The sequence below is a fragment of the Mesorhizobium sp. WSM4837 genome (assembly GCF_055811435.1).
The window spans coordinates 37,541-62,696 of the sequence record NZ_JBVVQE010000004.1; the positions used below are offsets into that span (position 1 = coordinate 37,541).

Annotated in this window: 21 protein-coding genes; 8 read left to right on the top strand and 13 right to left on the bottom strand. The window is 64.3% G+C overall.

Annotation, left to right across the window (positions count from 1 at the left end; genetic code table 11):
- The first annotated feature begins 98 nt into the window (after positions 1-98).
- Together AC0L3D_RS03445 and AC0L3D_RS03450 are read left to right on the top strand one after the other, a co-directional pair.
- Positions 99-569 carry a DUF2852 domain-containing protein gene (locus AC0L3D_RS03445; RefSeq protein ID WP_023796888.1) on the top strand — a complete coding sequence of 157 codons (471 nt, stop codon included), beginning with the start codon at positions 99-101 and terminating at the stop codon, positions 567-569.
- A 104-nt stretch (positions 570-673) separates the two neighbouring features.
- Complete coding sequence (locus tag AC0L3D_RS03450) at positions 674-1,432, top strand: M48 family metallopeptidase (protein ID WP_027152023.1); 759 nt, start codon at positions 674-676, stop codon at positions 1,430-1,432.
- Positions 1,433-1,521: 89 nt separating this feature from the next.
- Here AC0L3D_RS03450 and AC0L3D_RS03455 read toward each other — a convergent pair whose 3' ends face one another.
- Complete coding sequence (locus tag AC0L3D_RS03455) at positions 1,522-1,740, bottom strand: hypothetical protein (RefSeq protein WP_023796889.1); 219 nt, start codon at positions 1,738-1,740, stop codon at positions 1,522-1,524.
- A 140-nt stretch (positions 1,741-1,880) separates the two neighbouring features.
- Here AC0L3D_RS03455 and AC0L3D_RS03460 point away from each other — a divergent pair, with 140 nt between their 5' ends.
- From AC0L3D_RS03460 to AC0L3D_RS03485, 6 genes are all read left to right on the top strand, one after another.
- Positions 1,881-2,540 (top strand): phosphoribosylanthranilate isomerase, encoded by a 660-nt coding sequence (locus tag AC0L3D_RS03460; protein ID WP_473643206.1) that lies wholly within the window; start codon positions 1,881-1,883, stop codon positions 2,538-2,540.
- A gap of 33 nt (positions 2,541-2,573) precedes the next feature.
- Positions 2,574-3,824 carry a tryptophan synthase subunit beta gene (gene trpB / locus AC0L3D_RS03465; protein WP_473643135.1) on the top strand — a complete coding sequence of 417 codons (1,251 nt, stop codon included), beginning with the start codon at positions 2,574-2,576 and terminating at the stop codon, positions 3,822-3,824.
- Between the two features lie 2 nt (positions 3,825-3,826).
- On the top strand, positions 3,827-4,666 hold the full coding sequence (gene trpA, locus AC0L3D_RS03470) for a tryptophan synthase subunit alpha (protein ID WP_128172852.1): 840 nt from the start codon (positions 3,827-3,829) through the stop codon (positions 4,664-4,666).
- A gap of 95 nt (positions 4,667-4,761) precedes the next feature.
- Positions 4,762-5,688 carry an acetyl-CoA carboxylase, carboxyltransferase subunit beta gene (accD, locus tag AC0L3D_RS03475; RefSeq protein WP_473643137.1) on the top strand — a complete coding sequence of 309 codons (927 nt, stop codon included), beginning with the start codon at positions 4,762-4,764 and terminating at the stop codon, positions 5,686-5,688.
- Between the two features lie 231 nt (positions 5,689-5,919).
- Positions 5,920-7,245: a bifunctional folylpolyglutamate synthase/dihydrofolate synthase gene (locus AC0L3D_RS03480; RefSeq protein WP_473643139.1), complete on the top strand. Its 1,326-nt coding sequence runs from the start codon at positions 5,920-5,922 to the stop codon at positions 7,243-7,245.
- Positions 7,246-7,305: 60 nt separating this feature from the next.
- Entirely contained in the window at positions 7,306-7,725 is a 420-nt protein-coding gene (locus tag AC0L3D_RS03485; protein ID WP_473643140.1) for a VOC family protein, read from the top strand.
- A gap of 38 nt (positions 7,726-7,763) precedes the next feature.
- Here the strand turns inward: AC0L3D_RS03485 and AC0L3D_RS03490 are convergent, their stop codons facing one another.
- From AC0L3D_RS03490 to AC0L3D_RS03545, 12 genes are all read right to left on the bottom strand, one after another.
- Complete coding sequence (locus AC0L3D_RS03490; RefSeq protein WP_473643142.1) at positions 7,764-8,045, bottom strand: cupin domain-containing protein; 282 nt, start codon at positions 8,043-8,045, stop codon at positions 7,764-7,766.
- 216 nt (positions 8,046-8,261) lie between these two features.
- Positions 8,262-8,585 (bottom strand): thioredoxin, encoded by a 324-nt coding sequence (trxA, locus tag AC0L3D_RS03495; protein WP_027152031.1) that lies wholly within the window; start codon positions 8,583-8,585, stop codon positions 8,262-8,264.
- Between the two features lie 74 nt (positions 8,586-8,659).
- Positions 8,660-12,169 (bottom strand): double-strand break repair helicase AddA, encoded by a 3,510-nt coding sequence (gene addA, locus AC0L3D_RS03500; RefSeq protein WP_473643144.1) that lies wholly within the window; start codon positions 12,167-12,169, stop codon positions 8,660-8,662.
- A complete protein-coding gene (gene addB / locus AC0L3D_RS03505) occupies positions 12,166-15,294 on the bottom strand; it encodes a double-strand break repair protein AddB (RefSeq protein WP_473643146.1) in 3,129 nt (1,042 codons plus the stop codon). The genes addA and addB overlap by 4 nt, the downstream gene beginning before the upstream one ends.
- A complete protein-coding gene (locus AC0L3D_RS03510) occupies positions 15,291-16,061 on the bottom strand; it encodes a nucleotidyltransferase family protein (protein ID WP_473643148.1) in 771 nt (256 codons plus the stop codon). Before AC0L3D_RS03510 ends, addB begins: the two co-directional genes overlap by 4 nt.
- The gene (gene tsaE, locus AC0L3D_RS03515) at positions 16,058-17,569 is read right to left on the bottom strand and encodes a tRNA (adenosine(37)-N6)-threonylcarbamoyltransferase complex ATPase subunit type 1 TsaE (RefSeq protein WP_473643150.1); all 1,512 of its coding nucleotides are present in this window, start codon (positions 17,567-17,569) and stop codon (positions 16,058-16,060) included. The genes AC0L3D_RS03510 and tsaE overlap by 4 nt, the downstream gene beginning before the upstream one ends.
- A gap of 8 nt (positions 17,570-17,577) precedes the next feature.
- On the bottom strand, positions 17,578-20,157 hold the full coding sequence (locus tag AC0L3D_RS03520; protein ID WP_473643152.1) for a sensor histidine kinase: 2,580 nt from the start codon (positions 20,155-20,157) through the stop codon (positions 17,578-17,580).
- Positions 20,158-20,344: 187 nt separating this feature from the next.
- Entirely contained in the window at positions 20,345-21,745 is a 1,401-nt protein-coding gene (ahcY, locus tag AC0L3D_RS03525) for an adenosylhomocysteinase (RefSeq protein ID WP_128168861.1), read from the bottom strand.
- Between the two features lie 191 nt (positions 21,746-21,936).
- Complete coding sequence (locus tag AC0L3D_RS03530) at positions 21,937-22,233, bottom strand: HPr family phosphocarrier protein (protein ID WP_023796904.1); 297 nt, start codon at positions 22,231-22,233, stop codon at positions 21,937-21,939.
- Entirely contained in the window at positions 22,230-22,631 is a 402-nt protein-coding gene (locus AC0L3D_RS03535) for a PTS sugar transporter subunit IIA (RefSeq protein WP_287343561.1), read from the bottom strand. Before AC0L3D_RS03535 ends, AC0L3D_RS03530 begins: the two co-directional genes overlap by 4 nt.
- Before the next feature lie 164 nt (positions 22,632-22,795).
- Complete coding sequence (locus AC0L3D_RS03540; RefSeq protein ID WP_123146243.1) at positions 22,796-23,242, bottom strand: HPr kinase/phosphorylase; 447 nt, start codon at positions 23,240-23,242, stop codon at positions 22,796-22,798.
- A 3-nt stretch (positions 23,243-23,245) separates the two neighbouring features.
- Positions 23,246-25,027 (bottom strand): sensor histidine kinase, encoded by a 1,782-nt coding sequence (locus AC0L3D_RS03545; protein WP_077374751.1) that lies wholly within the window; start codon positions 25,025-25,027, stop codon positions 23,246-23,248.
- Positions 25,028-25,156: the final 129 nt, after the last annotated feature.

Below are 25,156 nucleotides of genomic sequence, written 5' to 3' on the forward strand. Positions count from 1 at the left end.
GGTTTTGGCCGACACTGTCTTGAATCGCCGTTTTTCTCATCCCATTTCGATTCCACGCAGCCGGGATTGGCTGTCTCCAACTGAAGGATTGGGAGAAAATGAACACATCTGCATTGATCCGTCCGGCCTGGACGCCGGCGACCATCGCTCTGATGGTGATCGGTTTTATGGTGTTCTGGCCGCTCGGCCTCGCCATGCTCGCCTACATCATCTGGGGCGACCGGCTTGACGGCTTCAAGCGCGACGTCAACCGCGCGACCGACGGCATCTTCGCCGGCTGCCGCCGCGGTTCCGACAAAGCGGCGCGCTGGGGCCACGGCTCCGCCCGCACCGGCAACGTCGCTTTCGACGACTGGCGCGAAAAAGAACTCGAGCGGCTCAATGAAGAGCGCCGCAAGCTCGACGAGATGCTGAGCGAGTTCGACGAATACGCCAGGGAATTGCGTCGCGCCAAGGACCAGGAAGAGTTCGACCGCTTCATGGCGAACCGCAACAAGTCGACGTCACCCACAACCGGCGGGCCTACAACCGGCGGTGGCAAATCCACGCCAGGCCTGCTTGACGAGTAAGGCACTTGCCTCGACATAAATAATAATCAAAAACGGCGTCGCGTCAGCGGCGCCGTTTCTTTTTTGTTCTATTCGTTTTCCTCGAATCACGTATCGTCCCGGCCATGTCATTCGGCTTCTTCCGCAACCTGACCAAACCCAGGCCCGCCCCCGTCGTGGAGCGGGAGCATTGTGTTGCCGGCCGCACGCTGCCGCTCAAGATCGTCGAGAGCGACCGGGCGCGGCGATTGACGCTGCGCATCGATTCCGGTGGCCGGGGCCTGCGCATCACCGTGCCACCGGGCCTGCGGCGAGGCGAGGTGGAAAAATTCCTTGACCGCCATCAGGACTGGCTGGAGCAGCGGCTGGCCAAGGTGCCCAACCGGCCGCAGGTGCGGCCCGGCATCAAAATACCGGTGCGCGGCGTGCCGCATCGCATCGTTCATGAGCCCTCGAAACGCGGTACCGTCACGCTGTCGTGCGACGAACGCGGTCCGCTGATGATCGTGCATGGCGAGCGCGTGCACCTGCCGCGCCGCATCGCCGATTTCCTCAAGCGCGAGGCCAAGCGCGAGATCGAGCGGTTGGTGGTCAGGCACACCGGGACGATCGGCAAGCGCGCCAAGGCAATCCGCTTCAAGGACACGTCGAGCCGCTGGGGGTCATGCACGTCGGACGGCAACCTGTCGTTCTCCTGGCGCATCATGATGGCGCCGCGACCGGTCATAAACTACCTCGTCGCGCATGAGGTGGCGCATCTCAAGGAGATGAACCACGGCCCGAAATTCTGGAAACTGTGTGAGCAGCTCTGCCCCGACACCGAGCGCTGCAAGGACTGGCTCAAGCGCAATGGCGGCGCGCTGCAAGCGATCATGTTCGAGTAGGATGCTTGAAGGCGGAGCGGAATAAGAACTGTAGCGATCCTTCGCACCCCCCTCTGTCCCGCCGGCATCAATAGGTTCTGCACTGCTGCTCAGTCGTCATTCGCCGCATTCAACTCCTCCGGCCGCAAGCCTTCGTCGGTATGGCGCGGCCATGGCAGGAAGTCCTTCTTGAAGGCATTGCTGCCGAAATAGTCGAGCGCGCGGTGTGCCTCGGCGCCGTTGAAGGCGGCCTTGTCCATCAGATGGGCGATGACCTCGCGAGCCTGCGCGACTTTTTGCCTGAGTTGGGCGACGGTATCGTCTGCCATGCTTGTTTGCTCCCGTCGGTATTATCTGAAGTAAGTAGCCCGTTCCGCTCTCTTGTCTTAGGAAGGTAGCGCGTTCCGCGCCGGTGGCAAACATGCGCTTTTTCTCGACTCTTTTGCCGTTTCATGCCAATCCCCGCGTCATGGCGCTCGACATCAAGATATGCGGACTGAAGACCGACAAGGCATTGGCCGCGGCATTGGCCGGCGGCGCCAGTCATGTCGGCTTAATTTTCTTTGCCAAAAGCCCGCGCTATATCGAGCCGGCGGAAGCCGGCCGCTTGCGCGAAGCGGCAATCGGCAAGGCCAAGGCGGTTGCCGTGACAGTCGACGCCGGCGATGCGTTTCTGGATGAAATCGTCGAAAAAATGCAGCCCGACATGCTGCAGCTGCATGGCTCGGAAACGCCGGAGCGGGTGGCCGAGATCAAGGCCCGCTATGGCCTGCCGGTGATGAAGGCGCTGCCGGTCAGCGATACTGCCGACCTAGAGCGGACAAGACCCTTCGTCGGCATTGCCGACCGTTTCTTGTTCGACGCCAAGCCGCCGAAGGGTTCGCAACTGCCGGGCGGCAACGGCGTTGCTTTCGACTGGCGCCTTCTGGCCGGCCTTGACGCAGGCGTCGATTACATGCTTTCGGGTGGGCTCAACGCCGCCAACATCGGCGATGCCTTTCGGCTTGCCAACCCGCCCGGACTAGACATTTCCTCAGGCGTGGAAAGCGCGCCGGGCGTCAAGGATCCGGCGCTGATCGAACAGTTTTTCCGGGCCGTCAAGGCAGCACGCGACAGCCGCGCCGCCTGACCGTGCTTCAAACTACAAGCTAGGAGATCGGCGATGAACAAGCCGGCGATACCCAATTCCTTCCGCACCGGACCCGACGAGCAGGGCATGTTCGGCATCTTCGGCGGTCGTTTCGTTGCCGAAACATTGATGCCGCTGATCCTCGACCTCGAGCGGCACTGGAACGAGGTCAAGGACGATGCGGATTTCAAGGCCGAACTGACTGACCTTTCGACCCACTATGCCGGGCGGCCGTCGAAGCTTTATTTCGCCGAAGGCCTGACCAGGCATCTTCGCGAGGTTTCCGCGGCTAAGGGCCTCGGGGGCGGCGCAAAGGTCTATTTCAAGCGCGAGGATCTGAACCACACCGGCTCGCACAAGATCAACAACTGCCTCGGCCAGATCCTGCTGGCCAAGCGCATGGGCAAGAAACGCATCATCGCCGAGACCGGCGCCGGCCAGCACGGCGTCGCGTCGGCCACCGTGGCGGCGCGTTTCGGCTTTCCGTGCGTCGTCTATATGGGCGCCACCGACGTCGCCCGGCAAAGCCCGAACGTCTTCCGCATGAAGCTGCTCGGCGCCGAGGTGCGGCCGGTGAGCGCTGGCCACGGCACGTTGAAGGACGCCATGAACGAAGCTCTCCGGGATTGGGTGACCAATGTCGAGGATACCTACTACCTGATCGGCACCGCCGCCGGCCCGCACCCCTATCCGGAGCTGGTGCGCGACTTCCAGTCGGTGATCGGCATCGAGGCGCGCGCCCAGATCCTCGCGCAGCAAGGCGGGCTGCCGGACACCATCATCGCCGCCGGCGGCGGCGGCTCCAACGCCATCGGCCTTTTTCACCCGTTCCTCGACGACCGCAGCGTAAAGATCATCGGCATCGAGGCCGGTGGCCGCGGCCTCGACGGCATCGAGCATTGCGCCTCGATGAACGCCGGCGCGCCCGGTGTGCTGCACGGCAACCGCACCTATCTCCTGCAGAACGCCGACGGGCAGATCATGGACGGGCATTCGATCTCGGCCGGCCTCGACTATCCCGGCGTCGGGCCGGAGCATTCTTGGCTGCGCGACAGTGGCCGCGTCGACTATGTGCCTGTTCTCGACGACGAGGCGCTGGAGGCGTTCCAGTTGACGACGCGCGTCGAAGGCATCATTCCGGCGCTCGAATCCGCCCACGCCATCGCGCATGCGGTGAAGATCGTGCCGGCCATGGACAAGGACCAGATCGTCATCGTCAACCTGTCCGGCCGCGGCGACAAGGACGTGCATACGGTGGCCAATATGCTGGGCATGGAGATCTGATCATGACCACCCGCATCGACCGTCGCATGGCCAAGCTGAAGGCCGAAGGGCGCCCGGCACTCGTCACCTATTTCATGGGTGGTGACCCAGACTACGACACCTCGCTGTCGATCATGAAGGCATTGCCCGGCGCCGGCAGCGACATCATCGAACTCGGCATGCCGTTTTCCGATCCGATGGCCGACGGCCCGGCGATCCAGGCGGCCGGCCTGCGCGCGCTGAAAGGCGGGCAGACGCTGGTCAAGACGCTGAAGATGGCGTCGGAATTCCGTGCCGCCGACAATGAAACGCCGATCGTTTTGATGGGCTACTACAATCCGATCTACATCCACGGCGTCGACCGCTTCCTCGGGGATGCGCTGGCCAGCGGCATAGACGGGCTGATCGTCGTCGACCTGCCGCCGGAAATGGATGAGGAGCTGTGCATTCCGGCGCTGAAGGCCGGCATCAATTTCATCCGGCTGGCGACGCCGACCACCGACGACAAGCGCCTGCCCAAGGTGCTGCAGAACACCTCCGGCTTCGTCTATTACGTGTCGATGACCGGCATCACCGGCTCGGCGCTTGCCGACACCGGCAAGGTGGCGGCGGCGGTCGGGCGCATCAAGGGCCATACCGACCTGCCGGTCTGCGTCGGCTTCGGCGTCAAGACCGCCGAGCAGGCGCGCATCATCGGAGCGTCGGCCGACGGCGTCGTCGTCGGCACTGCGATCGTCAATGCGGTCGCCAATGTTCTGGGGCCGAAGGGCGAAAAGACCGCCGACCCGGCCGAGGCGGTCGCCACGCTGGTCAGCGGGCTTTCGCAAGGCGTGCGCGCGGCCCGCCTTGCTGCCGCCGAATAGTCTTGATCTTCTGCTTGACCATGATCTCCACCTAAAACCGGTTTCCACTTTTCGGGATCATGGTCTAACTCTTCGTCAGGACAGGAGCCGAAGCGATGAACTGGATCACCAACTACGTTCGCCCGAAGATCAATTCGATGCTCGGCCGGCGCACCGACATGCCTGAAAACCTCTGGATCAAGGATCCGGAGACCGGCGAGATGGTCTTCCACAAGGATCTGGAGCAGAACCAGTTCGTCATCCCGTCCTCCGGCCATCACATGAAGATCTCGGCCAGGGAGCGGCTGAGATTCTTCATGGACGACGGCAAGTACGAGATGCTCGAAAGCCCTAAGGTGGTGCAGGATCCGCTGAAATTCCGCGACGAGAAGCGCTACACCGACCGGCTGAAGGACGCCAAGGCCAAGACCGGGCTGGAGGACGCGATCATCAATGCGCTGGGCACCGTCGAAGGCCTGCCGGTGGTGGTGACCGTGCAGGACTTCGCCTTCATGGGCGGCTCGCTCGGCATGGCCGCCGGCGACGCCATCGTTCGTGGCTTCGAGGTCGCAGTGCAACGCAAGCGGCCGCTGATCCTGTTCGCGGCCTCCGGCGGCGCCCGCATGCAGGAGGGCATCCTGTCGCTCATGCAATTGCCGAGAACCACGATCGGCGTCGATCGGCTGAAGGAAGCCGGTCTTCCCTATATCGTCGTTCTGACCAACCCGACTACCGGCGGCGTCACTGCCTCCTACGCCATGCTGGGCGACGTGCACATCGCCGAGCCCGGCGCGCTGATCGGCTTTGCCGGGCCGCGCGTCATCGAGCAGACGATCAGGGAAAAGCTGCCCGACGGCTTCCAGCGCTCCGAGTATCTGATGGAGCACGGCATGGTCGACATGGTGGTGTCGCGGCTGGAGATGCGCCAGACGATCGCGCGGCTCCTGAAAATGCTGCTCAAGCTGCCGGAAGAAGAAAAGCCGCTGGAGCCGGAAATCCTGCCGCCGGTGGCGCTCCCTGCGGAAGCACGCCCGCAAGCCTGACGCGACATCCGTCGTCGCGAACCGCGATTGCGCGCCATCCGTGGCGCTGTAGCATCTTGATTTCACGCATGATCCTTTCCGAAAATCGATTTTCGATTTTGGGGGTCATGCACCTAAAGCGCGTAGTATTTGAACGGATTCATGCAACGCACTTTAGGGTTCTTGTTTTTACGCATGTCGTTGTCGCAAAACCGCTGCGCACTTTTGCGCGACATGCATTAGGATTCTCCCATGACCACGCTTGCCGCCGACCGCGAAATCGAAAGCCTGATGTCGCTTCATCCGAAGGGCTTCGATCTTTCGCTCGACCGCATTTCGCGGCTGCTGGAGCGGCTTGGCAATCCGCAGGACCATCTGCCGCCGGTCATCCACATCGCCGGCACCAACGGCAAGGGCTCCTGCGCCGCGTTTTCGCGGGCGCTGCTCGAAGCCGCCGGCTTCCGCGTCCATGTCCACACATCGCCACATCTGGTGAACTGGCATGAGCGCTACCGGCTGGCCGCCGACGGTGGCGGCAGGCTGGTCGAGGACGAGGTCTTCGCCGATGCCATCGCCCGCGTCGCCAAGGCCAATGAAGGCCAGAAGATCACCGTCTTCGAGATCCTCACCGCCGTCACCTTCCTGCTGTTTTCCGAACATCCGGCAGATGCCGTCATCATCGAGGTCGGCCTTGGCGGCCGCTTTGATGCCACCAATGTCATCACCGAGCCGGCGGTGTCGGTGATCATGCCGGTCTCGCTCGACCACGAATCCTTTCTCGGCGACCGTGTCGAACTGATCGCAGCCGAAAAGGCCGGCATCATCAAGAGCGGTTGCCCGGTGGTCATCGGCGCGCAGGAAAGCGAAACGGCGCTTCAGGTGCTTATCGAAACCGCCGAGCGGCTCGACTGTCCCGCCTTCGTCTATGGCCAGGATTTCCTCGCCTTCGAGGAAAACGGCCGGATGGTCTATCAGGACGAAGACGGGCTGATGGACCTGTCGCCACCGCGGCTGCCAGGGCGCCACCAGTTTGCCAATGCGGCGGCGGCGATTGCGGCGGTCAAGGCGGCAGGCTTCGAGATCAGCCATCGCGTCGCCGACAAGGCGATGGCCAATGTCACCTGGCCGGGGCGGATGCAGAAATTGCCGCTAGGCAGGCTGACGGAACTGGCGCCAAAGGGCGCCGACATCTGGCTCGACGGCGGCCACAATCCCGGCGCCGGTGTGGTCGTCGCCGAGGCATTGGCCGAGCAGGAGGAAAAAAACCCGCGGCCGCTGTTCTTGATTTGCGGCATGATCAACACCAAGGACCAGAGCGGCTATTTCCGCGCCTTCAAGGGCCTGGTGCGGCATGTCTACACGGTGCCGGTGAGCCTCAGCGAGGCCAGTGTGCCGAATGACGAACTGGCGATCCGCGCCGTCGAAGCCGGCCTGTCGGCCGAACCGGTGAGCTCCGTCGCCAATGCGCTGATGCTGCTGCGCGACACATGGGATGGACCGCCACCGCGCATCCTGATCAGCGGCTCGCTCTATCTGGCCGGCGCGGTGCTGGCCGAAAACGGCACGCCGCCGGTTTGAGCGGCGCGTTCATCAGGCCACGATGACCTGACTTTGTCAGATCATCGCGAGGAGCCAGTCATGATCAAGGTAAAGCAGCTCGCTCACGTTTGCATCTTCGCAGATGATCTCGAAGTGACGCGAAGCTTCTATCGGGACGTCCTCGGCATGGACACCCAGTTCAACTTCCTGCGCGACGGCAAGATTTTCGGTTTCTACCTCAATTGCGGCAGCCGCAGCCACGTCGAGGTGTTCCAGAAAGACGGGGCCAGCTATAGCGACTTGAACCAGATCAACCACTTCTGCCTTGAAGTGGAAAACCTTGACGCCGCGATCGCCCACGTAAGAGCGAAAGGCGTTGAAGTCACGTCAAAGAAACACGCATGCGATGATACCTACCAGGCGTGGATTCGCGATCCTAACAACGTGAAGATAGAACTGTTTGAATACACAGAGAAAAGTGCGCAGTTCGTCGGAGGCGATCGTATCGCGGATTTGTGATCGCCTCACGCCTATGGCGGAGACGGCCTCGGTGGGGACTACTTCAGCTCAATCTCGATGAAGGCATACTCGCCCTCATTGGCATTGATGACGTCATGCTCCACGCCCTCCTTGCGGAAATAGGGCGCCCCCTTCTTCATTTCGGCGAAGGATTCGCCGTCCTTGGTCAGAAGCTTGAGCTTGCCGTTCATCAGCGGCACGACGACATAATCATGGCCATGGCGGTGCCAGCCGGTATTGTCGCCCGGCGCGAAGCGGTATTCGGTGACGATGACGCGCTCATTGTCGATGAAGACGGTGGCCTTGGCGGATCCGGTCATGTCGTTCTCCTGCTTTAAGCCAGACAAGAACATGGGCCGGCAAGTGGCGAGTGCCACGGCGGACCAGCCACATGACCCAGAAAATCCCGATCCGATCTTCGGTCAGGCCAAGTGCTGCAGCGTCGTTCGCGCGTCCAGGAGGACGCGCGGCACTGTAGATGACGCCGCGAAAAAGCCCGGCGCGAGGGCCGGGCTTGTCTGCGGATTTCCGCCGGATCAGGCGAGATTGCCGTTGATCCAGTGCGACAGCGCCGTCTTCGGCGCGGCGCCGACCTTCATGTCGGCCATTTCGCCGCCCTTGAAGATCATCAGCGTCGGGATCGAGCGCACACCGAACTGCGCGGCCAGCTCGGGATTCTCGTCGATGTTGAGCTTGGCGATCTTGACCTTGCTGCCGAGTTCGATGGCGATGTCTTCCAGCGCGGGCGCGATCATCTTGCAGGGGCCGCACCATTCCGCCCAGAAATCGACGACGACCGGCTCCTTGGCGTCAAGCACATCGGTCTGGAAATTGCTCTTGTCGACCTTGACGGTGGCCATGCGAAAATCCTTTCGAGAGTTATTGTCGCACCAAATGTGGTGGTGATCGCGCCCTTCTTCAAGCAGCTGTTGTGTCACGCTCCCGTGAGTCGGGCAAGGGCGTCATCCATCACCACCGGCGGCAGCTCGATCAAACGTGGCGCCTCAGTGAACAGCAGCGCCGCCGAGACCTCATGCCCGGGATAAAGCGGCTGGAGCAGTGCGCGATAGAGCGCGAGCTGCAGGACATAGGCCGGTGGAACGTCCGCCAGCGCTGCAGGCGCCGGCCGGTTGGTCTTGTAGTCGACGATCGACACCCTGCCTGATGTGACCACCAGCCGGTCGATCTTGCCGGAGATCGAGCGCAGCTTGCCCTTGACCTCCAGGCTGCCCATGACCGCGACCTCAGCGCGTGAATTCGGCGCAAACAGCTGATCGAAGCGGCTGTCGGCAAGGATCGTCGCCACCGAAGCCAAGGCCTTGTCGCGCTCGGTTTCAGGCCATTGCGCGCCAGCGCGCTTGAGGTAGCGCTCCGCCGCATCGCGGCGTTCGGTCTCGGCAATACCGGGCAGCATCTGCAGCAATTTGTGCAGCGCCAGCCCCCGCATGACCGCAAAGCCAGGTTCTGCCTCGGTGTCCAGCACCGGCGAGCCGGTGTCGACTACGGCTTGCCTGGCCTCGTCGATCAGCGCCGAGGCGCCGGACGGCGACAGCGGCCGCGGCAGATCCTCGAAGGGTGGCAAGGGCTGGAACAGGCTCTTTGGCAGCGGCTCGAACTGTTGCGCCTGCCGCGCCTGTTCGGCGGCCGCCTGTGCGACGGGCGGCAATTTTGTCACGTGAAAGCGATGCACGGTCTCGCCGGTGGCGGGGTGCTGCCGCTCGATGCTTTCGGGGGCGCCGACCAGCGCGCGGCTGACGATCGAATGCCAGGTGCCGGCATTCGGCGCCCGCTTGCCGTGATAGCCGCAGACGATCAGCCGGTCCTCGGCGCGGGTCATGCCGACATAGAGCAGCCGGCGGTATTCGTCGTCGGCCAGTTCGCGCGCGCGGACCGAAGCGGCCCGCGAAAAGCCATTGGCGACATCGCTGGCCGAACGCCAGAGATAGCCCTTGCCGTCCCAGTGTTGGCCCGAGCCATCGAACGGCATCAGTCGCGGCAGATGCTGATCGCTGAACGGCGCCGAGCCACCATCGACCAGGAACACGACAGGCGCCTCGAGGCCCTTGGCGGCATGAACGGTCATGACCCGAACCTCGTCGCGGGTCTGGTCCATTTCGCGCTTGATCTCGGGGCCGGCATTCTCCAGCGTCGACAGGAAGGATTCCAGCCCCGGCAGGCCGGTCCGCTCCTCGGCCAGGCAGAAGCTCAGGAATTCGTCGAGAATGTCGCCGGCTTCCGGCCCGAGCCGCGCGATCATTTTCTTGCGCAAGCCGTCGCGGGCGAGAGCCCCGGCATAGAATTCGAACACCGGTCTGAATGCGGCTTCATCGGACCATGTGTCGAGCTGGGCAGCGATTGCGGCCAAGGCGGCGCTTTCGCCGGCTTGCTGCCTGAGCGAAGCGATCAACGAGAGGCCGGGCGGCCGCCCGCCGGCGAGCGCGAAAAGCATCTCTTCCGAAACGTCGAAAATCGGACTGCGCAGCACGGCTGCGAGCGACAGATCGTCCTCAGGCTGGACGAGAAAGTGACCGAGCGCGATCAGGTCCTTCACCGCAATATGGCCGGGCAGGCTGAGGCGGTCGGCGCCGGCGACCGGGATGTCGCGGCGCTTCAGCGCGCGCGTCAGCGCATGGACGAAACGATCGCGCTTGCGCACCAGCACCAGCACGTCGCCGGGCCGAAGCGTCTTGCCGCGGCCTTCGATGACCTCGCCTGCGCCGATCCAGCCGGCAATTGTTGCCGCGACGTTTTCGGCAACACGCACCGCCGGCGCATGGGCGTGGTCGACGGCTTGCGTCCAGTCGTCGGGTTCGTCGACGACGTCGGCGCCGATCGACGGCCAGACCTCGACATAGCCCGGCGCATCGCTGCGGATCGCCTTGTGGGTCAGCGGGTCGGGATCGTGGCTGATGCCGCGCCGCACGAGCGGGTCGGCAAAGACACGGTCCACCGCCGCAAGCACGTCTTCGGTCGAGCGGAACGACCAGGTCAGCTTGAGATCGGCGAAGGTGACTTTGGCGTCGCGCACTTTTGCGGAAAACAGCAGCCTTGAGTCGGCGAAGGAGTCGGGCGCCGCTCCTTGAAAGGAATAGATCGACTGTTTTTCGTCGCCGACGGCGAACACCGTGCGGTGAACATTGTCGCGTGCGCCGAGCCCGGCAAAGAATTCCTCGGCCAGTCGCTTCACCACCTCCCACTGGTCGGGACTGGTGTCCTGCGCCTCGTCGAGCAGGATATGGTCTATGCCCTGGTCGAGCTTGTACTGCACCCACGGGCCGGCGTCGGGCCGCGCCAGGAGATTGACCGTTCGGGTGATGAGGTCGTTGAAATCGAGGAAGCCGCGGGCGCGCTTCAGGTGCTCGTAGCGGGCGATCAGCCAGTCGGCGATGATCAGTGCCGCACGTGTGCCCTCCAGCATCCTGAACAAGGCCAGTCGGTCGGAGATTTCGAGAATGGCATCGACCGCTGACAGATAGCGCTCGGCAAGATCCGGCAGCCGGTCGAGCAACGCCTTGAACGTCTTTGCCGGCTCATAAGGCTTGCCATCGGCTCGCAGGAAGGCTTTTGCCAGCAGATGCAGCCGGCGAACCGGATCATCCTCGGCGAAGGCAAGACGCGCATAGGGCAGAACGTTGTTGAGCACGAAGCGGGCATCGGCGTCTTCAGCAGCGCGGGCAAAGGTGATGAAATAGTCCGGCAGGAAGCCCGGCAGCGGCCAGACGGACGCCGCCAGGCCTTCGGCGGTCTGGCCGGCGCGAAACCTGAACTCGTCGAACAGCGCCTGAAAACCATCGCCGCCGGCCGCGCTGATGAAGGCGCGCAGACCGTCGCGCTTGCGCACGATCTCGGCCAGCAAGGCGTCAAGCCCATGTTCGCCGCCGCGTTCCAGAATGGTGGCGAAAGCCTCGGCCAGCCCCGCGTCGCCGGCGGCCGTGCCCGAGATCATGTCACGGCGGGCGGCACCGAAGAGCGACGCCTCCATCTGCGGATCGAGCATTTCGAAATGCGCCGGTATGTTGGCCTCCAGCGGGAACTGGTGCAGCACCGATTCGCAGAAAGCGTGGATGGTCTGGATCTTCAGCCCGCCGGGCGTCTCCAGCGCCTCGGCGAACAGCCGGCGGGCGCGGCGCATGGTTTCGCGATCGGGCTGGCGACCGTCCAGCGTCTCTATCCTTGTCGCCAGTTCTGCGTCGCCAAGCGCCGTCCATTCCGACAATGTCGAAAACACCCGGTTCGACATGTTGGCAGCGGCCGCGCGGGTGTAGGTCAGGCACAGGATCTTCGACGGATCGGTGCCACGCAGCAGAAGACGGATGACGCGCTGGGCCAGCACATGGGTCTTGCCCGATCCGGCATTGGCCGACACCCAGGCGGAATTTTGCGGATCTGAGGCGCTTGCCTGGCTGACGGCGGTATCGGTCGGGATGGGATAGGCCTTCTTCATGCCTCCCCTCCCTCGTCGTCGGCGTCGCCGCCGGCAGACCATTCGAGCACGCGGGCGAGATGGTCGTAGTCGCCGTCGGTCTCGCCCTCGCGGAACGGCAACGCCCGCGACAGGTATCCGGTCGCCGGGTTGGCATAGTGGATCAGCAGTTTTTCGAGCCGCGCCCAGGCTTCCTCGGCGAGGTCTGCGGCGGTTCGCGGCTTGCGGTTGTATTCGAGGATGGATTCCTCGAACACCTCGCCATTCGGCTTCAGCCTGATGAAGGCCAGCTGCGACGGCTCGCGCGCGCCAAGCCCCTTGAAGGCGCCGCGCCTGAGCAGCGCGCCCTCGAGCGCCAGTTGCGGCGAAAGCAGCGTATGGGCCTGCGCCTTCGACGGCGAGGAGCCGGTCTTGTAATCCAGGATGTCGGCCATGCCGCCGGCCAGGAGATCTACACGATCAGCATAGCCGGACAGCGTCACGCCGGACTGGCCGACGCCTGTTTTCTCGGCGTGCTCCTCGGCATGCCGCAGTGTCACGGCGAAGGCGCGGCCGCGCTCCCATTCGATGATGCCGGCGGCGAGCTTTTCGAAGCGCGGCCACCACACCGCCTCGACATCGGGAGGAAGGGCCGCCTCGGCAAAGCTTTCGCGGCCGGCGGCAATGAGACCGTCCAGCGCTTCCGGCACAAGCGGATCGGCCACGGTCCGCGAAAAGAGATGCAGGATGGCGTGAAACAGCGTGCCGCGTTCGGCAGCACCCGGGTCGCGGATGACCGGGTCGAGCGGCATCAGGCGGAGAATTCTCCTGGCATAGATCGCGTAAGGGTCGCGGCGCAGCGTCTCGATCTCGGTGACCGAGAAATGCTGCGGCCGCACATCCAGCGGTGGCTTCGGCTGCGGCCGCGGCGCGAAGTCTCTTCGTTCGCCGGCATCGAGCGCACGGGCCCAGGACAGGAATTCATCACCACGCCGGCGAAGCACCGCCGCATGGTCCTTGCCGATGAAGGTCAGGAGGCGCTGCAGCCAGCGCGACGGCACTGCCGGCGCGTCGCCGGAGCGGGCGGAGCGCGCCAGCACCACTTGCTTCGCCCCCATCGCCATCTGGAAATCATGGGCGGCCAGGCCGATGCGCCGTTCGGGCGGCTCGAGATCGATGCCGGTCTTCATCAGCCGGGACATGAAGCGGTCGCTTTCCGGCTTGCGCGGCCACACGCCTTCGTTGAGCCCGCCGACGACCAGCGTGTCGACGTTTTGCAACCGGGCTTCCAGCGCACCCCAAATGGCGATGTTCCTGTCGGTGCCTTGTGCCGGCTTGACCGTCTCGGGTGCGATCAGCGCCTCCATCACGTCGGGCCATTCGTCGGCCGCGAAGGAGAACGACGCCGAGGCAGCGACCAGCCCGCGCAAGAGCTCGGCGAGCTTTTCACCGGCGTCGTCGGCATAGAGTTCGCTCAGACTGCCACCCGCGGAGCGGCCGAGACCTTCGAGCGCGACGACGCTGGCCCGCACAAGCGTGGCAAGATCGGCATTCTCCTCGTCGCGATAGGCAACCAGCGGCGCAAGCGCGGCGGTTAACCGGATCAGCAGGTCTCGGGCTTCTTCGATGCGCCTGACCGAAAGCCGCGATCGCCAGAAGGGCGGGCGGCGATTGCCGCGATCGTCGAATTCGAGGAGCCGGGCATCGAAGAGCTCCGGCAGCGATGCGACGTCGGGGCGGCCGGTGCCGCCGCGCAGCGCCACCAGTTCGACGATCTCCACCGCGTGACGGACGCTTGTGCGTTCCAGACCGAGGCCAAGCAGCGGGTGCTTGAGCAGCGACAGCAGGGCCACGGGATCGCCGGGGCGGAACGCCGCCTGAAGCGCCAGTCTGAGCAGGCCGGCGGCTGGCGTGTTGATGAGCGGTGTGCCGCCCGAATCGTCGGCGACGACACCAAAGCGCAACAGCTCGACCGAGACGCGCCGCGCCAGGGCGCGGTCGCCGGTGACGAGCGCGGCGCGCTGGCCGGGCTGTTCGACGGCGCGTTTCAGCGCGACGGCGATCGCCACTGCTTCGTCGCGCTCGCCGGCGGCTTCGAGCAGCGTCACGTCGGCGAAGGCCTCGGTAATATCGCCGGTCGTAAAGCGGGCGCGCGTCTCGACCCACAGCTCGGTGGTCTCGGCCGGCCGCAGCGCCTCGCCGACAAGTGCGGCGCGCAGCGCGAGCGGCCTTTCGGCAACGGCGATCTCCTCGACATCGCCGCGCAACACGCCGATCTTGCCGATCAGTTTTGCCAGGCCGTATTGCGGGTGGCCAAGCAAGGCCGGCCGCGCGCCGGGCACCGCAATTGCCTGGAATGACGGCTCATCCAGCATCAGGTCGAGGCCGGGCAGCACGACCGCGCCGCTGGGCAGGCCGGCGATCACCGCAAGCAATTCAGCGGTGGCGGGAATGGACCCGGTGGAGCCGGCGGCGATCACCGGCCCGGTCGGCGGATTGCGCTTCAGCCGCGCTGCTTCCAGCCTTATCAGCGCATTGCGATGCGCAGCCGGGTTGGAGCGATTGCGTTCTTCGAGGAGATTCGGCCAGTTTTCGGTGACGATGCTCAGGAAGTCGAGCGTCACTTGCCACCAGCCGGCGAGGTTGCCGGTCACCAGATCGGCAAGCCTGATCCAGTCCGTGCCTTCCGTCTCGATCTCGTCCATCAGCCGGGCCAGGTCGCGCGCCAGCCAGATGGCATCGGCGGCCGACGCCGGCACGACGATCTCCTCATCGAAAAGTGCCGCGACATGCGCCGGCAGGCGGCGTTTCCAAGCGCGCACCAGCGGCGCAAGCAGCAGCAGGCGCTCGATCGCGGCGATCGGCGGCGCGAGGTCGATGGCGGCCGATGCGTCGGCCTCGAACGCGGCCTCGTCCTCGTCGAACTCGCCGAGCGGGCGGACGACCGGCAGGATCGCCGAGCGGCCACCCAGACAGTCGACGAAGACGCCGCGCAGCGCCCGCGCGGCGCGGCGCGTCGGCACGTAGATGGTGGCGTCGGCCAGCGCCAGCGGGTCGCCGTCGAAGCGGAAACCGGAAACGAGGCGCCCTGACAGCAGGGCCTCGGCCAGCGTCGGCAGAAACGGCGCTCCGGGCGGGATCGAGAAAACGCGGCGGGAGCCGCTCATTTCAACTCGGTGAGAGCGCTGGTCAACTCCGTAAGAGTGCCGGGCGACTCAGCAAGAGCGGTGGCAACGACCGCTTCCGCAAGCGGAATGGCGTCGGGCGTGCCAACGGTGATCCAATGGCCGTGCATCACCATGCCGTACAGGCGGCCGGCCGCGATGGCCGCATCGAAATAGGCGTTGAGCGAGTGTGGGCCGGCCGGCGCATCCTTGAAAAGCCTGGGATGGACGATCGCCGCGCCGGCATAGATCAGGCCTGTCGGGTCGCCTTTCGAACGCCGCAAGGCTCCGTCCGGCGCCATCAGGAAATCGGTGCCGCCGCTGTGTCCGGTTGCCGACTGGGAATCCGCGAGCATCAGCAGAATATCCATTTTCGCCGCGTCCCATGCAAGGGCGAGGCGGGCAAGGTTGGGCACGCCGCTGTCGATCCAGAAGGTGTCGGCGTTGACGATGTAAAAGGGAGCCCCTCCCAGTTCCGGCAAAGCATGGACGATACCGCCGGCGGAATCGAGCAGTGCTTGGCTTTCGTCGGAAATAACGACGCGCGGCGCGCGGCGCGCGGCGACATGGGCGACGATCTGCTCGGGAAAATAATGGACGTTGACGATGGCCTTGTCGACGCCGGCACGGGCCAGGCTGTCCAGGCTCCAGTCGAGCAACGTCTTGCCTGATATCCTGACCAGCGGTTTCGGCATTGTGTCGGTGATTGGCCGCATGCGCTTTCCCAGCCCGGCGGCAAGCACCATTGCGGTTTTGGGGCGTGTCGTCACAGCGGCCGCTCCTCCAGCAGCCCGTGGGCGGTGTAGAAATCCCGCAGGCCGGCCAGTGCCGGATGCGCCAGCGCCCGCCGAAGATAATCGCGGATGCGCGGCAGGTGTTTCAGATAATAGGGCTTGCCGTCCCGCTTTTCGAGCCTGACGAAAATGCCGAGGATCTTCGAATTGCGCTGCGCCGCCATGATCGCATAGGTCTCGACGAATTCGTCTTCGTTAAAAGCACCGGCCTTATGGCGCGCGGCGATATAGGCATCGAGCGTCCGTCGCTCGATCTCAGGCGAGATCGTAACCCGCGCATCCATGGCGAGAGAGGCGAGATCATAGGCCGAGGGGCCGATCAGCGCGTCCTGGACATCGACGATGCCAAGGCGATCATGACCGGTACGTTCGCCGCGCCAGATGATGTTCGGCGAATGAAAGTCGCGCAGCATGAGCGTGTATTCGCGCCCCTCCAGCCGGTCGAGGGCCGCGTTCCATTGCTTGGTATAGCCGGCGCGCAAGGCATCGCTTGCCGGGCCGCCTGTGATCGCCGGCACATACCAGTCGAGCAGCAATTCGGCTTCGATCATCATGGCGTCGCGGTCGAAAGGCGGCACATCGTGAAAGACGCCGGGCGCGGCCTTGATGCGATCGGGCCACGTCTTGCCATGCATCATCGCAAGCAGTTCGGCCGCCGCCGCGTAGCGCTCCGCCAGCGGCTGACCGTGCTGGCCGAGAAACCCCTCCGAGCCGAGATGCTCCATGAGAAGAAAGCCCTGGTCCAGGTCCTGCGCGTGGATTTCCGGGGCGCTGACGCCGCCGGTCCGCAATGCCCGATCGATGGCGACGAAGGCCGCGACGGATTGTGCGGTGTGGGCGATCACCGCATAGGGCTTGCCGTCGCGGACCGGAGGCCCGAGCACCAGCCGCGGCGAGTTCATCAACACGCGCGGCGGCAGGCCGGCCAACGAGACGACCTCATAGGAGCGGGCCGAGGCGTCGCCGATAAAATAGCGTCTCTGCGCTTCACCCCAGCCGGCTCTTTCGAGAAAATTGCGCATGGCCAGCGAGCGCGCCGCGCGCTCGAAGGCAGCGCCTTGTCCCGACAATCTCGCCAGGCGTCCGTCGTCCTGATGGACGAGGTCGATCAGCACCGAAGTCTTGGGCAAATAGGCCTCTGCCCGCTCCGGCCATTCGACCAGGGCAGCGCCTTGCGCCAGCGCCTCGTCGAAACCCAGTTCGTCCAGTTCGGACGCCGCGGACAGGCGGTAGAGGTCGAAATGATGGACGGGGACGCGCGCCTCATAGCTCTGGACCAGCGTGAAGGTCGGGCTCGGCACGTCGAGACCGGCATCGTCGGTCATTGCCCTGATCAGCGCCCGCGCCAAACTCGACTTGCCGGCGCCGAGATCGCCTCTGAGAGCCAGCACGTCGCCGGGGCGCAGCGACATGGCCAGATCCTCGCCCAGCCTTGCGGTCGCAGCCTCGTCGGCGAGAAAACGCTCCAGCACCATGCCTGCCATCGAACGCGCTACTCGGCCGCCGCGCGGATGCCGGATGGCGTGTCGGGAAAGGCACAAATGACGGTGGTGCCCATGTCCTTGCCGGTTTCGATGCGGACACTGCCGCCATGCAGCTCGACAAAGCTCTTGACGATCGACAGGCCGAGGCCGGGGCCGCGCCGGCGGCCGCCATTGGTGCGCGGTTCGAAACGGCGGAACACGGAATCGAGCAGGTCCGGCGGCATGCCGGGACCATCGTCGTGAACGGAGAATTCCACGCCTTCGGCAAGCGAGCGGCAGGCGAGCGTGATGGTGCTCGCCTCCGGTGCGTAGTTCGCGGCATTGCTCAGCAGGTTGTAGAGGATCTGGCGGATGCGGATTTCGTCGCCGTTGAACGTCTTTGGCGCAGTGGCCGCATCGATCTTGAGCCTGATCGCATGCTCCTCCAGCCGGTCGGCAACAAGCTCGGCAGCGGCAGCGATGGTCCGGTCGACGTGAACTTCGGAGATATCGAGTTCCATGATGCCGGCATCCACGGTCGCCAGGTCGAGGATGTCGTTGACGATGGTGAGCAGGACCGAGGAAGACGAGCTGACATGCTCGACATATTCGCTCTGCTTCTGGTTCAATGGCCCGGTCGAGGGCAGCGAAAGCAGCTCGGTGAAGCCGATGATGTTGGTCAGCGGCGAGCGCAGCTCGTAGGAGACGTGCTGCACAAACTCGTTCTTGAGCTGGTCGGATTTTTCCAGTGCCTCATTCTTGTCCTTCAGCGCCCGCTCGACATTGACGCTGTCGGTGACGTCGACGAAGGTCATCATCACCTGCCCGTTGGGCAGCGGGATCATCGCGTAGCGCAGCACGGTGCCGTTGTTCAGCTCGGTCTGGCCGTGGCGGTCGCGGCGCTCGTCGTCGAAACCGGTGACGGCGGCAACGAACCCGCGCCAGGGGCTGTCGGCGGCGCGCCGGTCGCACAGATCGCGGATTGTGGAGACGTGAACGTTGGGCTTGGCGGCGTCGGCGTCGAGCCCCCAAAGTGCTGCGAATGCCGGGTTCGACAATCTGAGCCTGCCGTCGGGGCCGAACACGGCCACGCCTTCGGCAAGATTGTCGAGCGTTTCGCCCTGGACCCGCACCGCGGTCTGGTAGCGGCTTTCAAGGTCCATCTTCTCGGTCAGGTTCTCGAACACCCAGGTGACGCCACCTTTGGGCTGCGGATTGGCGACGACGCGGATGGTCTTGCCGTCCGGCAAATGCCACCAATGTTCCTGCGACTCGACCGCGCGATAGGCGCCAAGCAGGCTTTCCTTCCAGCGCCGCCATTCGGGCTGCTCGGCGATCTTGCCTTCGCTGCGCAGCCGGTCGAGCAACAAGGCGTTGTCCGGAGCGCTGTGCAGGAAGCCGCTGTCGAGACCCCATAGTTTCTGGAACGCCTGGTTGAAAAACCGCAGTTTTTCGTCGGTATCGAAAATCGCCACGGCGGTGTTGAGCTGGTCGAGCGTGTCGGCATGGCTGCGCACGGTCCGCTCATATTCGCTACGGATCGTTTCGATGGCGCTGGTGTCGCAGGCGAGACCCGCCGAGCCGTCCGCGCCGGCGAAGTCGGTCACGGCGAACATGCGGCGGTCGCCTTCGATCACGGTGGAAAGCGCCTGCTCGAAGACGGGATGCGACTTGTGCTGCGCAGCGATCGCATCGCGCGCCTGGCCGCCCAGGAATTCTTTCGCGTCGCGAACCGCAGCTTCGGCGTTTTCCGCCTCGACCGCCCTGGCATAGGCGCGGTTGACCCATTTCAGCCGCCCGTCCGCCGAGCGCAGCCAGGCTGGCATGCTGAGTGCGTTGAAAAGACCGAGCATGGTGTCATAGTCGGCGGCAAGGCGCTGGTTCTCGATTCTTAGCCTGGCCTCGCTTCGCTGCGCTTCAGAAAGCGAGACGAAGCGGACGAGCACGTGTGCTGCGCTCTTGCGGCCGTGCACTTCGAGCGGCGCCCCGGCCTGCGATTCGATGACGAGATCGAACGGCTTCGCCTTTTCCCGCAGTCCCGCCACGGCATTCTCGAGCGCCGCCGCCGAGCGCGGCATCAGCCAACGGCCAAAGGCGAGGAAGGCGGCACGGTCTTCCGGAGCCCCGCTTTCAACCGGCAATGTCCCGACGAGCTCGGGCTTTTTGTTTTCCGATGCCCATACGACGACACGCTGGTCGCGCAGGTTGAGCAGCGCCTCGGAGCGCTGCAGCGCAGCGTTGACGTCGGCCAAGCGGGCTCTGAGTTCGCCATTCTGGGCCGAGGTGCGCGCCCGTTCGCGGATCAGGAAAATGGCCGAGACAAGTGCCGCGCCCATGACGCCGACAAACATGGCGAGTTGCATGACCTCGACCGTGCTGACCGACAGCCCGGCTTTGGGCGCAGCCGCGTGGGACGCAGCAGCCGGTCCAGCATGTGCCGAAAGGCCAAGCAGCGGGCCGGCGAGCGCGGAAGAAGCAAGCAAGTTTACGACGCGGGCGCCAGCGCGCCATAAGAGGCTTCCGCCTCTGGCAGCGGAACCCGTGGTCACCATATCGTTGTGGCCGCCGGAAACGGCCTGTCCCGCGCAAGGCGGGTAATCCCCCGGCATGTCCTGGTCCTCTTCGCCGCCTGAATGCAAGACCGCCCTGATGCGGGCCTCGGCCCTCGTCCCCGGGTCCGCGAATCAGCACCATAGCGCTTGCGCGAATCGGCGTGAAGAATCAATCAGCGCAAAAATAAAGCCGGGCGAAAGTCAATCGCCCGGCCTCAATATCTAGTGGTAATTTCCGCTGTGGTTAATAGCGGTAGTGTTCCGGCTTGAACGGTCCCTGCGGGGTCACGCCGATATAGGCGGCCTGTTCGCCGGACAGTTCGGTAAGCCGGGCGCCGAGCTTGTCGAGATGCAGGCGCGCGACCTTTTCATCGAGATGCTTCGGCAGGACATAGACCTGGTTCTGATACTGGCCGGGCTTGCTGTACAGCTCGATCTGGGCCAGCACCTGGTTGGTGAAGGACGCCGACATGACGAAGCTCGGGTGGCCGGTGGCGTTGCCGAGATTGAGCAGGCGGCCTTCCGACAAAAGGATCATCCGCTTGCCGTCCGGGAAGGTGATCATGTCGACCTGCGGCTTGATGTTGGTCCACTTCAGATTGCGCAGCGACGCCACCTGGATCTCGTTGTCGAAGTGGCCGATATTGCCGACGATCACCATGTCCTTCATCGCCCGCATATGGTCGATGGTGACGACATCCTTGTTGCCGGTGGTGGTGATGATGATGTCGGCGGTCGGGGCGGCATCTTCGAGGGTGACGACTTCGAAGCCATCCATTGCCGCCTGCAATGCGCAGATCGGATCGACCTCGGTGACCTTGACGCGGGCGCCGGCGCCCTTGAGCGACGCCGAAGAGCCCTTGCCGACGTCGCCATAGCCGCAGACGACCGCAACCTTGCCGGCCATCATCGTGTCGGTGCCGCGGCGAATGCCGTCGACCAGCGATTCCTTGCAGCCATATTTATTGTCGAATTTCGACTTGGTCACGCTATCGTTGACGTTGATCGCCGGGAACGGCAGCAGGCCCTTCTTCTGCAACTGATAGAGCCGGTTGACGCCGGTGGTGGTCTCTTCGGTGACGCCGCGGATCGCTTCCTTCTGCTTGGCGAAGAACCCGGGCGATGCCGCCATACGCTTCTTGATCTGGGCAAACAGGATTTCTTCCTCCTCGCTGCCCGGATTGGAGAGCACATCCTCGCCGGCTTCGGCGCGCGCGCCGATCAGGATGTACATGGTGGCGTCGCCGCCATCGTCGAGGATCATGTTGGAGGTGCCGCCATCGGCCCACTGGAATATCTTGTCGGTGTAGACCCAGTAGTCCTCGAGCGACTCGCCCTTGACGGCGAAGACCGGAATGCCGGCCTCGGCGATGGCCGCGGCCGCATGGTCCTGGGTCGAGAAGATGTTGCAGGAGGCCCAGCGGATTTCGGCGCCGAGCGCCTTCAGCGTTTCGATCAGCACCGCCGTCTGGATGGTCATGTGCAGCGAGCCGGTGATGCGCGCGCCCTTGAGCGGCTGCGCCTTGCCGAATTCTTCGCGACAGGCCATCAGGCCCGGCATTTCGGTTTCGGCGATCTCGATCTCCTTGCGGCCCCAGCCGGCAAGCGAGATGTCGGCGACCACATAGTCATTGCTACCCGTCATGGCAGTGCTCCGATCAAGAATTGTCTTCGGGATGCGCCCGCGCCGGAAGGCGGGTCGAAGGGCGCGGGTTGCCGGCCTGACTAGCAGATCGTCGGTCGGACGACAATGGGATATAAAGAAATCTTTATCCGTGCATGTCTTCGAAGGCGCGCCGGCGCGAAATCGGGTTCAGCCGCGACGCGCTCCAGGCGTCAGGACTCTTCGCCGAAGCGGGAGGCGACCAGTTGCTCCAGCGCGTCGATCACCTGCTCGGCCTCCGGGCCGCTGGCGGTGACGCGGATCGAATAGCCGGGGCTTGCCGCCAGCATCATGAGGCCCATGATCGAGGTGCCACCAACCGTGACGCCGTCCTTCTCGACCTGGACGGAGGCGTCGAAACCGCTGGCGACCTGAACGAATTTTGCCGAGGCGCGGGCATGCAGGCCACGCTGGTTGACGATTGGAAATTCCCGGACGATGTCACCCTTGTTGGCCGACAGCGCGCTCATTTGCTGCTCAGAAGCTGGCTGGCGACATTGATGTATTTGCGGCCGGCCGCCTGCGCCTCGTCCAGCGCTGCGCTCATATTGTCGCCCTTGCGAATGCTGGACAGCTTGATCAGCATCGGCAGGTTCATGCCGGCAATGACCTCGGTACGACCGGATTCCATCACCGAAATTGCAAGATTGGAAGGCGTGCCGCCGAACATGTCAGTCAAGACGATGACGCCTGCTCCCGTGTCGACACGGGCAACGGCGTCGATGATGTCGCTGCGGCGCTGCTCCATATCGTCGTCGGCGCCGATCGCCACGGTCTCGAAATTGTCTTGTGGCCCGACGACATGTTCCACGGCATGGCGGAACTCGGCGGCCAGTTGACCGTGCGTTACAAGCACGAGTCCGATCATTCTTTGGTGGCTCCCGTCATCGCCGCTTCACAGCCGCATTTTATGCTCGCCGGCCATTCCAGGCGGCGGGAGCGCTATCTTGTCGACGCGAGGCGCGTTGACAAGCCCAAAATTGCACAGGCACAGGCCATTTTGACGCATTGCAGCAAAAAACCGGAACCGGATCATAAAAAGGGCGCGATCGACAGCCGCGCCATCACCGCCGGCAAGGCCGTGGCGGCGTTGCGCTCGGCAAGGTCGATACGCGGCACCGGACAGCCTGCCACTGGCTCGCTGATTTCCTCCTGGAAACGGGCCATTTCTGCCTTCGGCACCAGCCGGACATGCAGGTCGATCACTCCACCCGGCTCGAACGGCAGCGGGCGCGGCATGAACCCAGGCACTTCGGCGAGTCCGGCGATGGTCGCCGGCACGCGACAGACCAGCCGCCCGGCGTGGGCCGCGGCGAGCAGCCTGTCGTCGCCGATAAGCCGCGAAAACAGCCCGCGCGCGCGGCAATGATCCAGGAGTGTCAGCGCCAGCGTCGTCTTGCCGGCGCCGGACGGTCCGGTGATGAGGACGCCGCGCTCGCCGATCAGCAGCGCCGTTCCATGAATGTTTTCAGCGCGCACAGATCAGCCTTCGGCCGGCAGTGTGACGACGAAGCGCGCGCCCTTGATCTCGCCGGGTTTGGTGCCCGGGATGTTCTCGGCGGTCAGCGTGCCGCCATGGGCTTCGACGATCTGCCTGCTGATCGACAGGCCGAGACCCGAGTTCTGGCCGAACGCCTCGCCGGCCGGCCGATCGGTGTAGAAGCGTTCGAAGATGCGGTCGATGTTGTCGGCCCTTATACCGGGACCGTTGTCGTCGACGGTGATGATGTTGACCTTGCCGGCGCGCGCCAGCGATATGGCGATGTGGCCGCGCTCCTCAGGAACGAAGGAGCGGGCATTCTCGATCAGATTGGTGATGACCTGGCCGATCCTCAGATCATGGCCGGCGACGAAGTAGCCTTTGACGCCCTGCGGCAGTTTGGCGACCTTGAACTCGATGTCGACTGTCTTCTTGTTGCGCGTGGCCGTGCGCGAAACGTCGACCAGATCCGTGATGAATTTCTTGAGATCCACGGTTCCTGCGTCTTCCCGCGCGAGTTCGGCGTCAAGACGGGAGGCATCGGAAATGTCGGTGATGAGACGGTCCAGCCGCCTGACGTCGTGCTGGATGATCTCCATCAGCCGGGCGCGCGACGCCTCGTTCTTAGCCAGAGGCAGGGTTTCTACCGCGCTGCGCAGCGAGGTCAGCGGGTTCTTCAATTCGTGCGAGACGTCAGCCGCGAAACTTTCGATCGCCTCGATGCGGGCGTAGAGCGCATTGGTCATGTCGCGCACGGCGATCGACAGATTGCCGATCTCGTCCTGCCGATCGGAGAAGTCCGGGATTTCCTCGCGATTCTTGACGCCGCGCCGCACCCTGACCGCCGCCGCCGACAGCCGGCGCAGCGGGTTGGCGATGGTCGAAGCAAGCAGCATCGACAGGATGGCGGTGACAAGGGCGGCGATGCCGAAGACGCGCAGGATCGCCTTGCGCTCGGCCGCGACGATCTTGTCGATGTCGCCGCCTTCCGTCGACAGCATCAGCACGCCGAGGACGGCGCGGAAGCGCTGGATCGGCACGGCGACCGAAACAATCTGCTCGCCCTGTTCGGAGATCCGGACGAGGGTCGACGGGCTGCCGGTAAGCGCCTTGACCACCTCCGGAAATGCGGCGCCGTTGCCGCCCGGCTGCTCATGGTAGACCGGCAGCGCGGTGTTGCGGAAGAAGTCGAAGACGAATTTCTGGATTCGCTCGAGAAGATCGGGCTCTTCCTTGTCGGTCGGCGGCAGATCGTAGCGAAGGATCTGGCCGCGCGAATAGAGGTGGCGCGAATCGAGCAGCAGATTGGCGTCGCGGTCATAGATCCGGGCGCGCGTCCGCGTCGGCGAAATCAACCGCCTGAGCACCGGCGCGACGCGCTCCGGATTGATCGGAAAGTCCAGATTGTCGAGCTGGTCGGAGCCGGGGCCCAGGCTTTCGCCGGCCTGCAGTTCAAGCAGCTTTTCCGGATCGATGCTGATCGAATCGGTCTCGACCGTCGCCGATGCCGCGATCGCGCCGGCAATGATCTCGCCCTGTGTCATCAGGCTCTCGACGCGGGCATCGATCAGCCCGTCGCGAAACGTGTTGAGGTAGAGGATGCCGGTGACCAGGACGGCCAGGCCGGCGAGGTTGAGGAAGAGAATGCGCCGCGTCAGGCTGGAAAAGATATGGTGGCCGAGGAAGCGGCGCATCGGCACCGTGATCCTCGACAGGAATGCGGGCAGAATCCGCGACGGGCGCCGGGCGCCCGTCCGTCTCACTCGCTCTACGTCCACTGCCATCGAATAGCAGCCCCCGCTCAGTCCTGGTTTTTATGCATGTCGGTGTCCCAAAACCGGGACCACTTTTGGGCGACATGCATTAAGTTTTGAGCATGTCGGTGTCCCAGAGCCGGGACCACTTTTGGCGAC

What these genes read in the sequence shown, in the direction of transcription:
- AC0L3D_RS03445 (WP_023796888.1), top strand. Translation starts at nt 99, where the DNA reads ATGAACACATCTGCATTGATCCGTCCGGCCTGGACGCCGGCGACCATC.
- AC0L3D_RS03450 (WP_027152023.1), top strand. Translation starts at nt 674, where the DNA reads ATGTCATTCGGCTTCTTCCGCAACCTGACCAAACCCAGGCCCGCCCCC.
- AC0L3D_RS03455 (WP_023796889.1), bottom strand. Translation starts at nt 1,740, where the DNA reads ATGGCAGACGATACCGTCGCCCAACTCAGGCAAAAAGTCGCGCAGGCT.
- AC0L3D_RS03460 (WP_473643206.1), top strand. Translation starts at nt 1,881, where the DNA reads ATGGCGCTCGACATCAAGATATGCGGACTGAAGACCGACAAGGCATTG.
- trpB (WP_473643135.1), top strand. Translation starts at nt 2,574, where the DNA reads ATGAACAAGCCGGCGATACCCAATTCCTTCCGCACCGGACCCGACGAG.
- trpA (WP_128172852.1), top strand. Translation starts at nt 3,827, where the DNA reads ATGACCACCCGCATCGACCGTCGCATGGCCAAGCTGAAGGCCGAAGGG.
- accD (WP_473643137.1), top strand. Translation starts at nt 4,762, where the DNA reads ATGAACTGGATCACCAACTACGTTCGCCCGAAGATCAATTCGATGCTC.
- AC0L3D_RS03480 (WP_473643139.1), top strand. Translation starts at nt 5,920, where the DNA reads ATGACCACGCTTGCCGCCGACCGCGAAATCGAAAGCCTGATGTCGCTT.
- AC0L3D_RS03485 (WP_473643140.1), top strand. Translation starts at nt 7,306, where the DNA reads ATGATCAAGGTAAAGCAGCTCGCTCACGTTTGCATCTTCGCAGATGAT.
- AC0L3D_RS03490 (WP_473643142.1), bottom strand. Translation starts at nt 8,045, where the DNA reads ATGACCGGATCCGCCAAGGCCACCGTCTTCATCGACAATGAGCGCGTC.
- trxA (WP_027152031.1), bottom strand. Translation starts at nt 8,585, where the DNA reads ATGGCCACCGTCAAGGTCGACAAGAGCAATTTCCAGACCGATGTGCTT.
- addA (WP_473643144.1), bottom strand. Translation starts at nt 12,169, where the DNA reads ATGAAGAAGGCCTATCCCATCCCGACCGATACCGCCGTCAGCCAGGCA.
- addB (WP_473643146.1), bottom strand. Translation starts at nt 15,294, where the DNA reads ATGAGCGGCTCCCGCCGCGTTTTCTCGATCCCGCCCGGAGCGCCGTTT.
- tsaE (WP_473643150.1), bottom strand. Translation starts at nt 17,569, where the DNA reads ATGGCAGGCATGGTGCTGGAGCGTTTTCTCGCCGACGAGGCTGCGACC.
- AC0L3D_RS03520 (WP_473643152.1), bottom strand. Translation starts at nt 20,157, where the DNA reads ATGCCGGGGGATTACCCGCCTTGCGCGGGACAGGCCGTTTCCGGCGGC.
- ahcY (WP_128168861.1), bottom strand. Translation starts at nt 21,745, where the DNA reads ATGACGGGTAGCAATGACTATGTGGTCGCCGACATCTCGCTTGCCGGC.
- AC0L3D_RS03530 (WP_023796904.1), bottom strand. Translation starts at nt 22,233, where the DNA reads ATGAGCGCGCTGTCGGCCAACAAGGGTGACATCGTCCGGGAATTTCCA.
- AC0L3D_RS03535 (WP_287343561.1), bottom strand. Translation starts at nt 22,631, where the DNA reads ATGATCGGACTCGTGCTTGTAACGCACGGTCAACTGGCCGCCGAGTTC.
- AC0L3D_RS03545 (WP_077374751.1), bottom strand. Translation starts at nt 25,027, where the DNA reads ATGGCAGTGGACGTAGAGCGAGTGAGACGGACGGGCGCCCGGCGCCCG.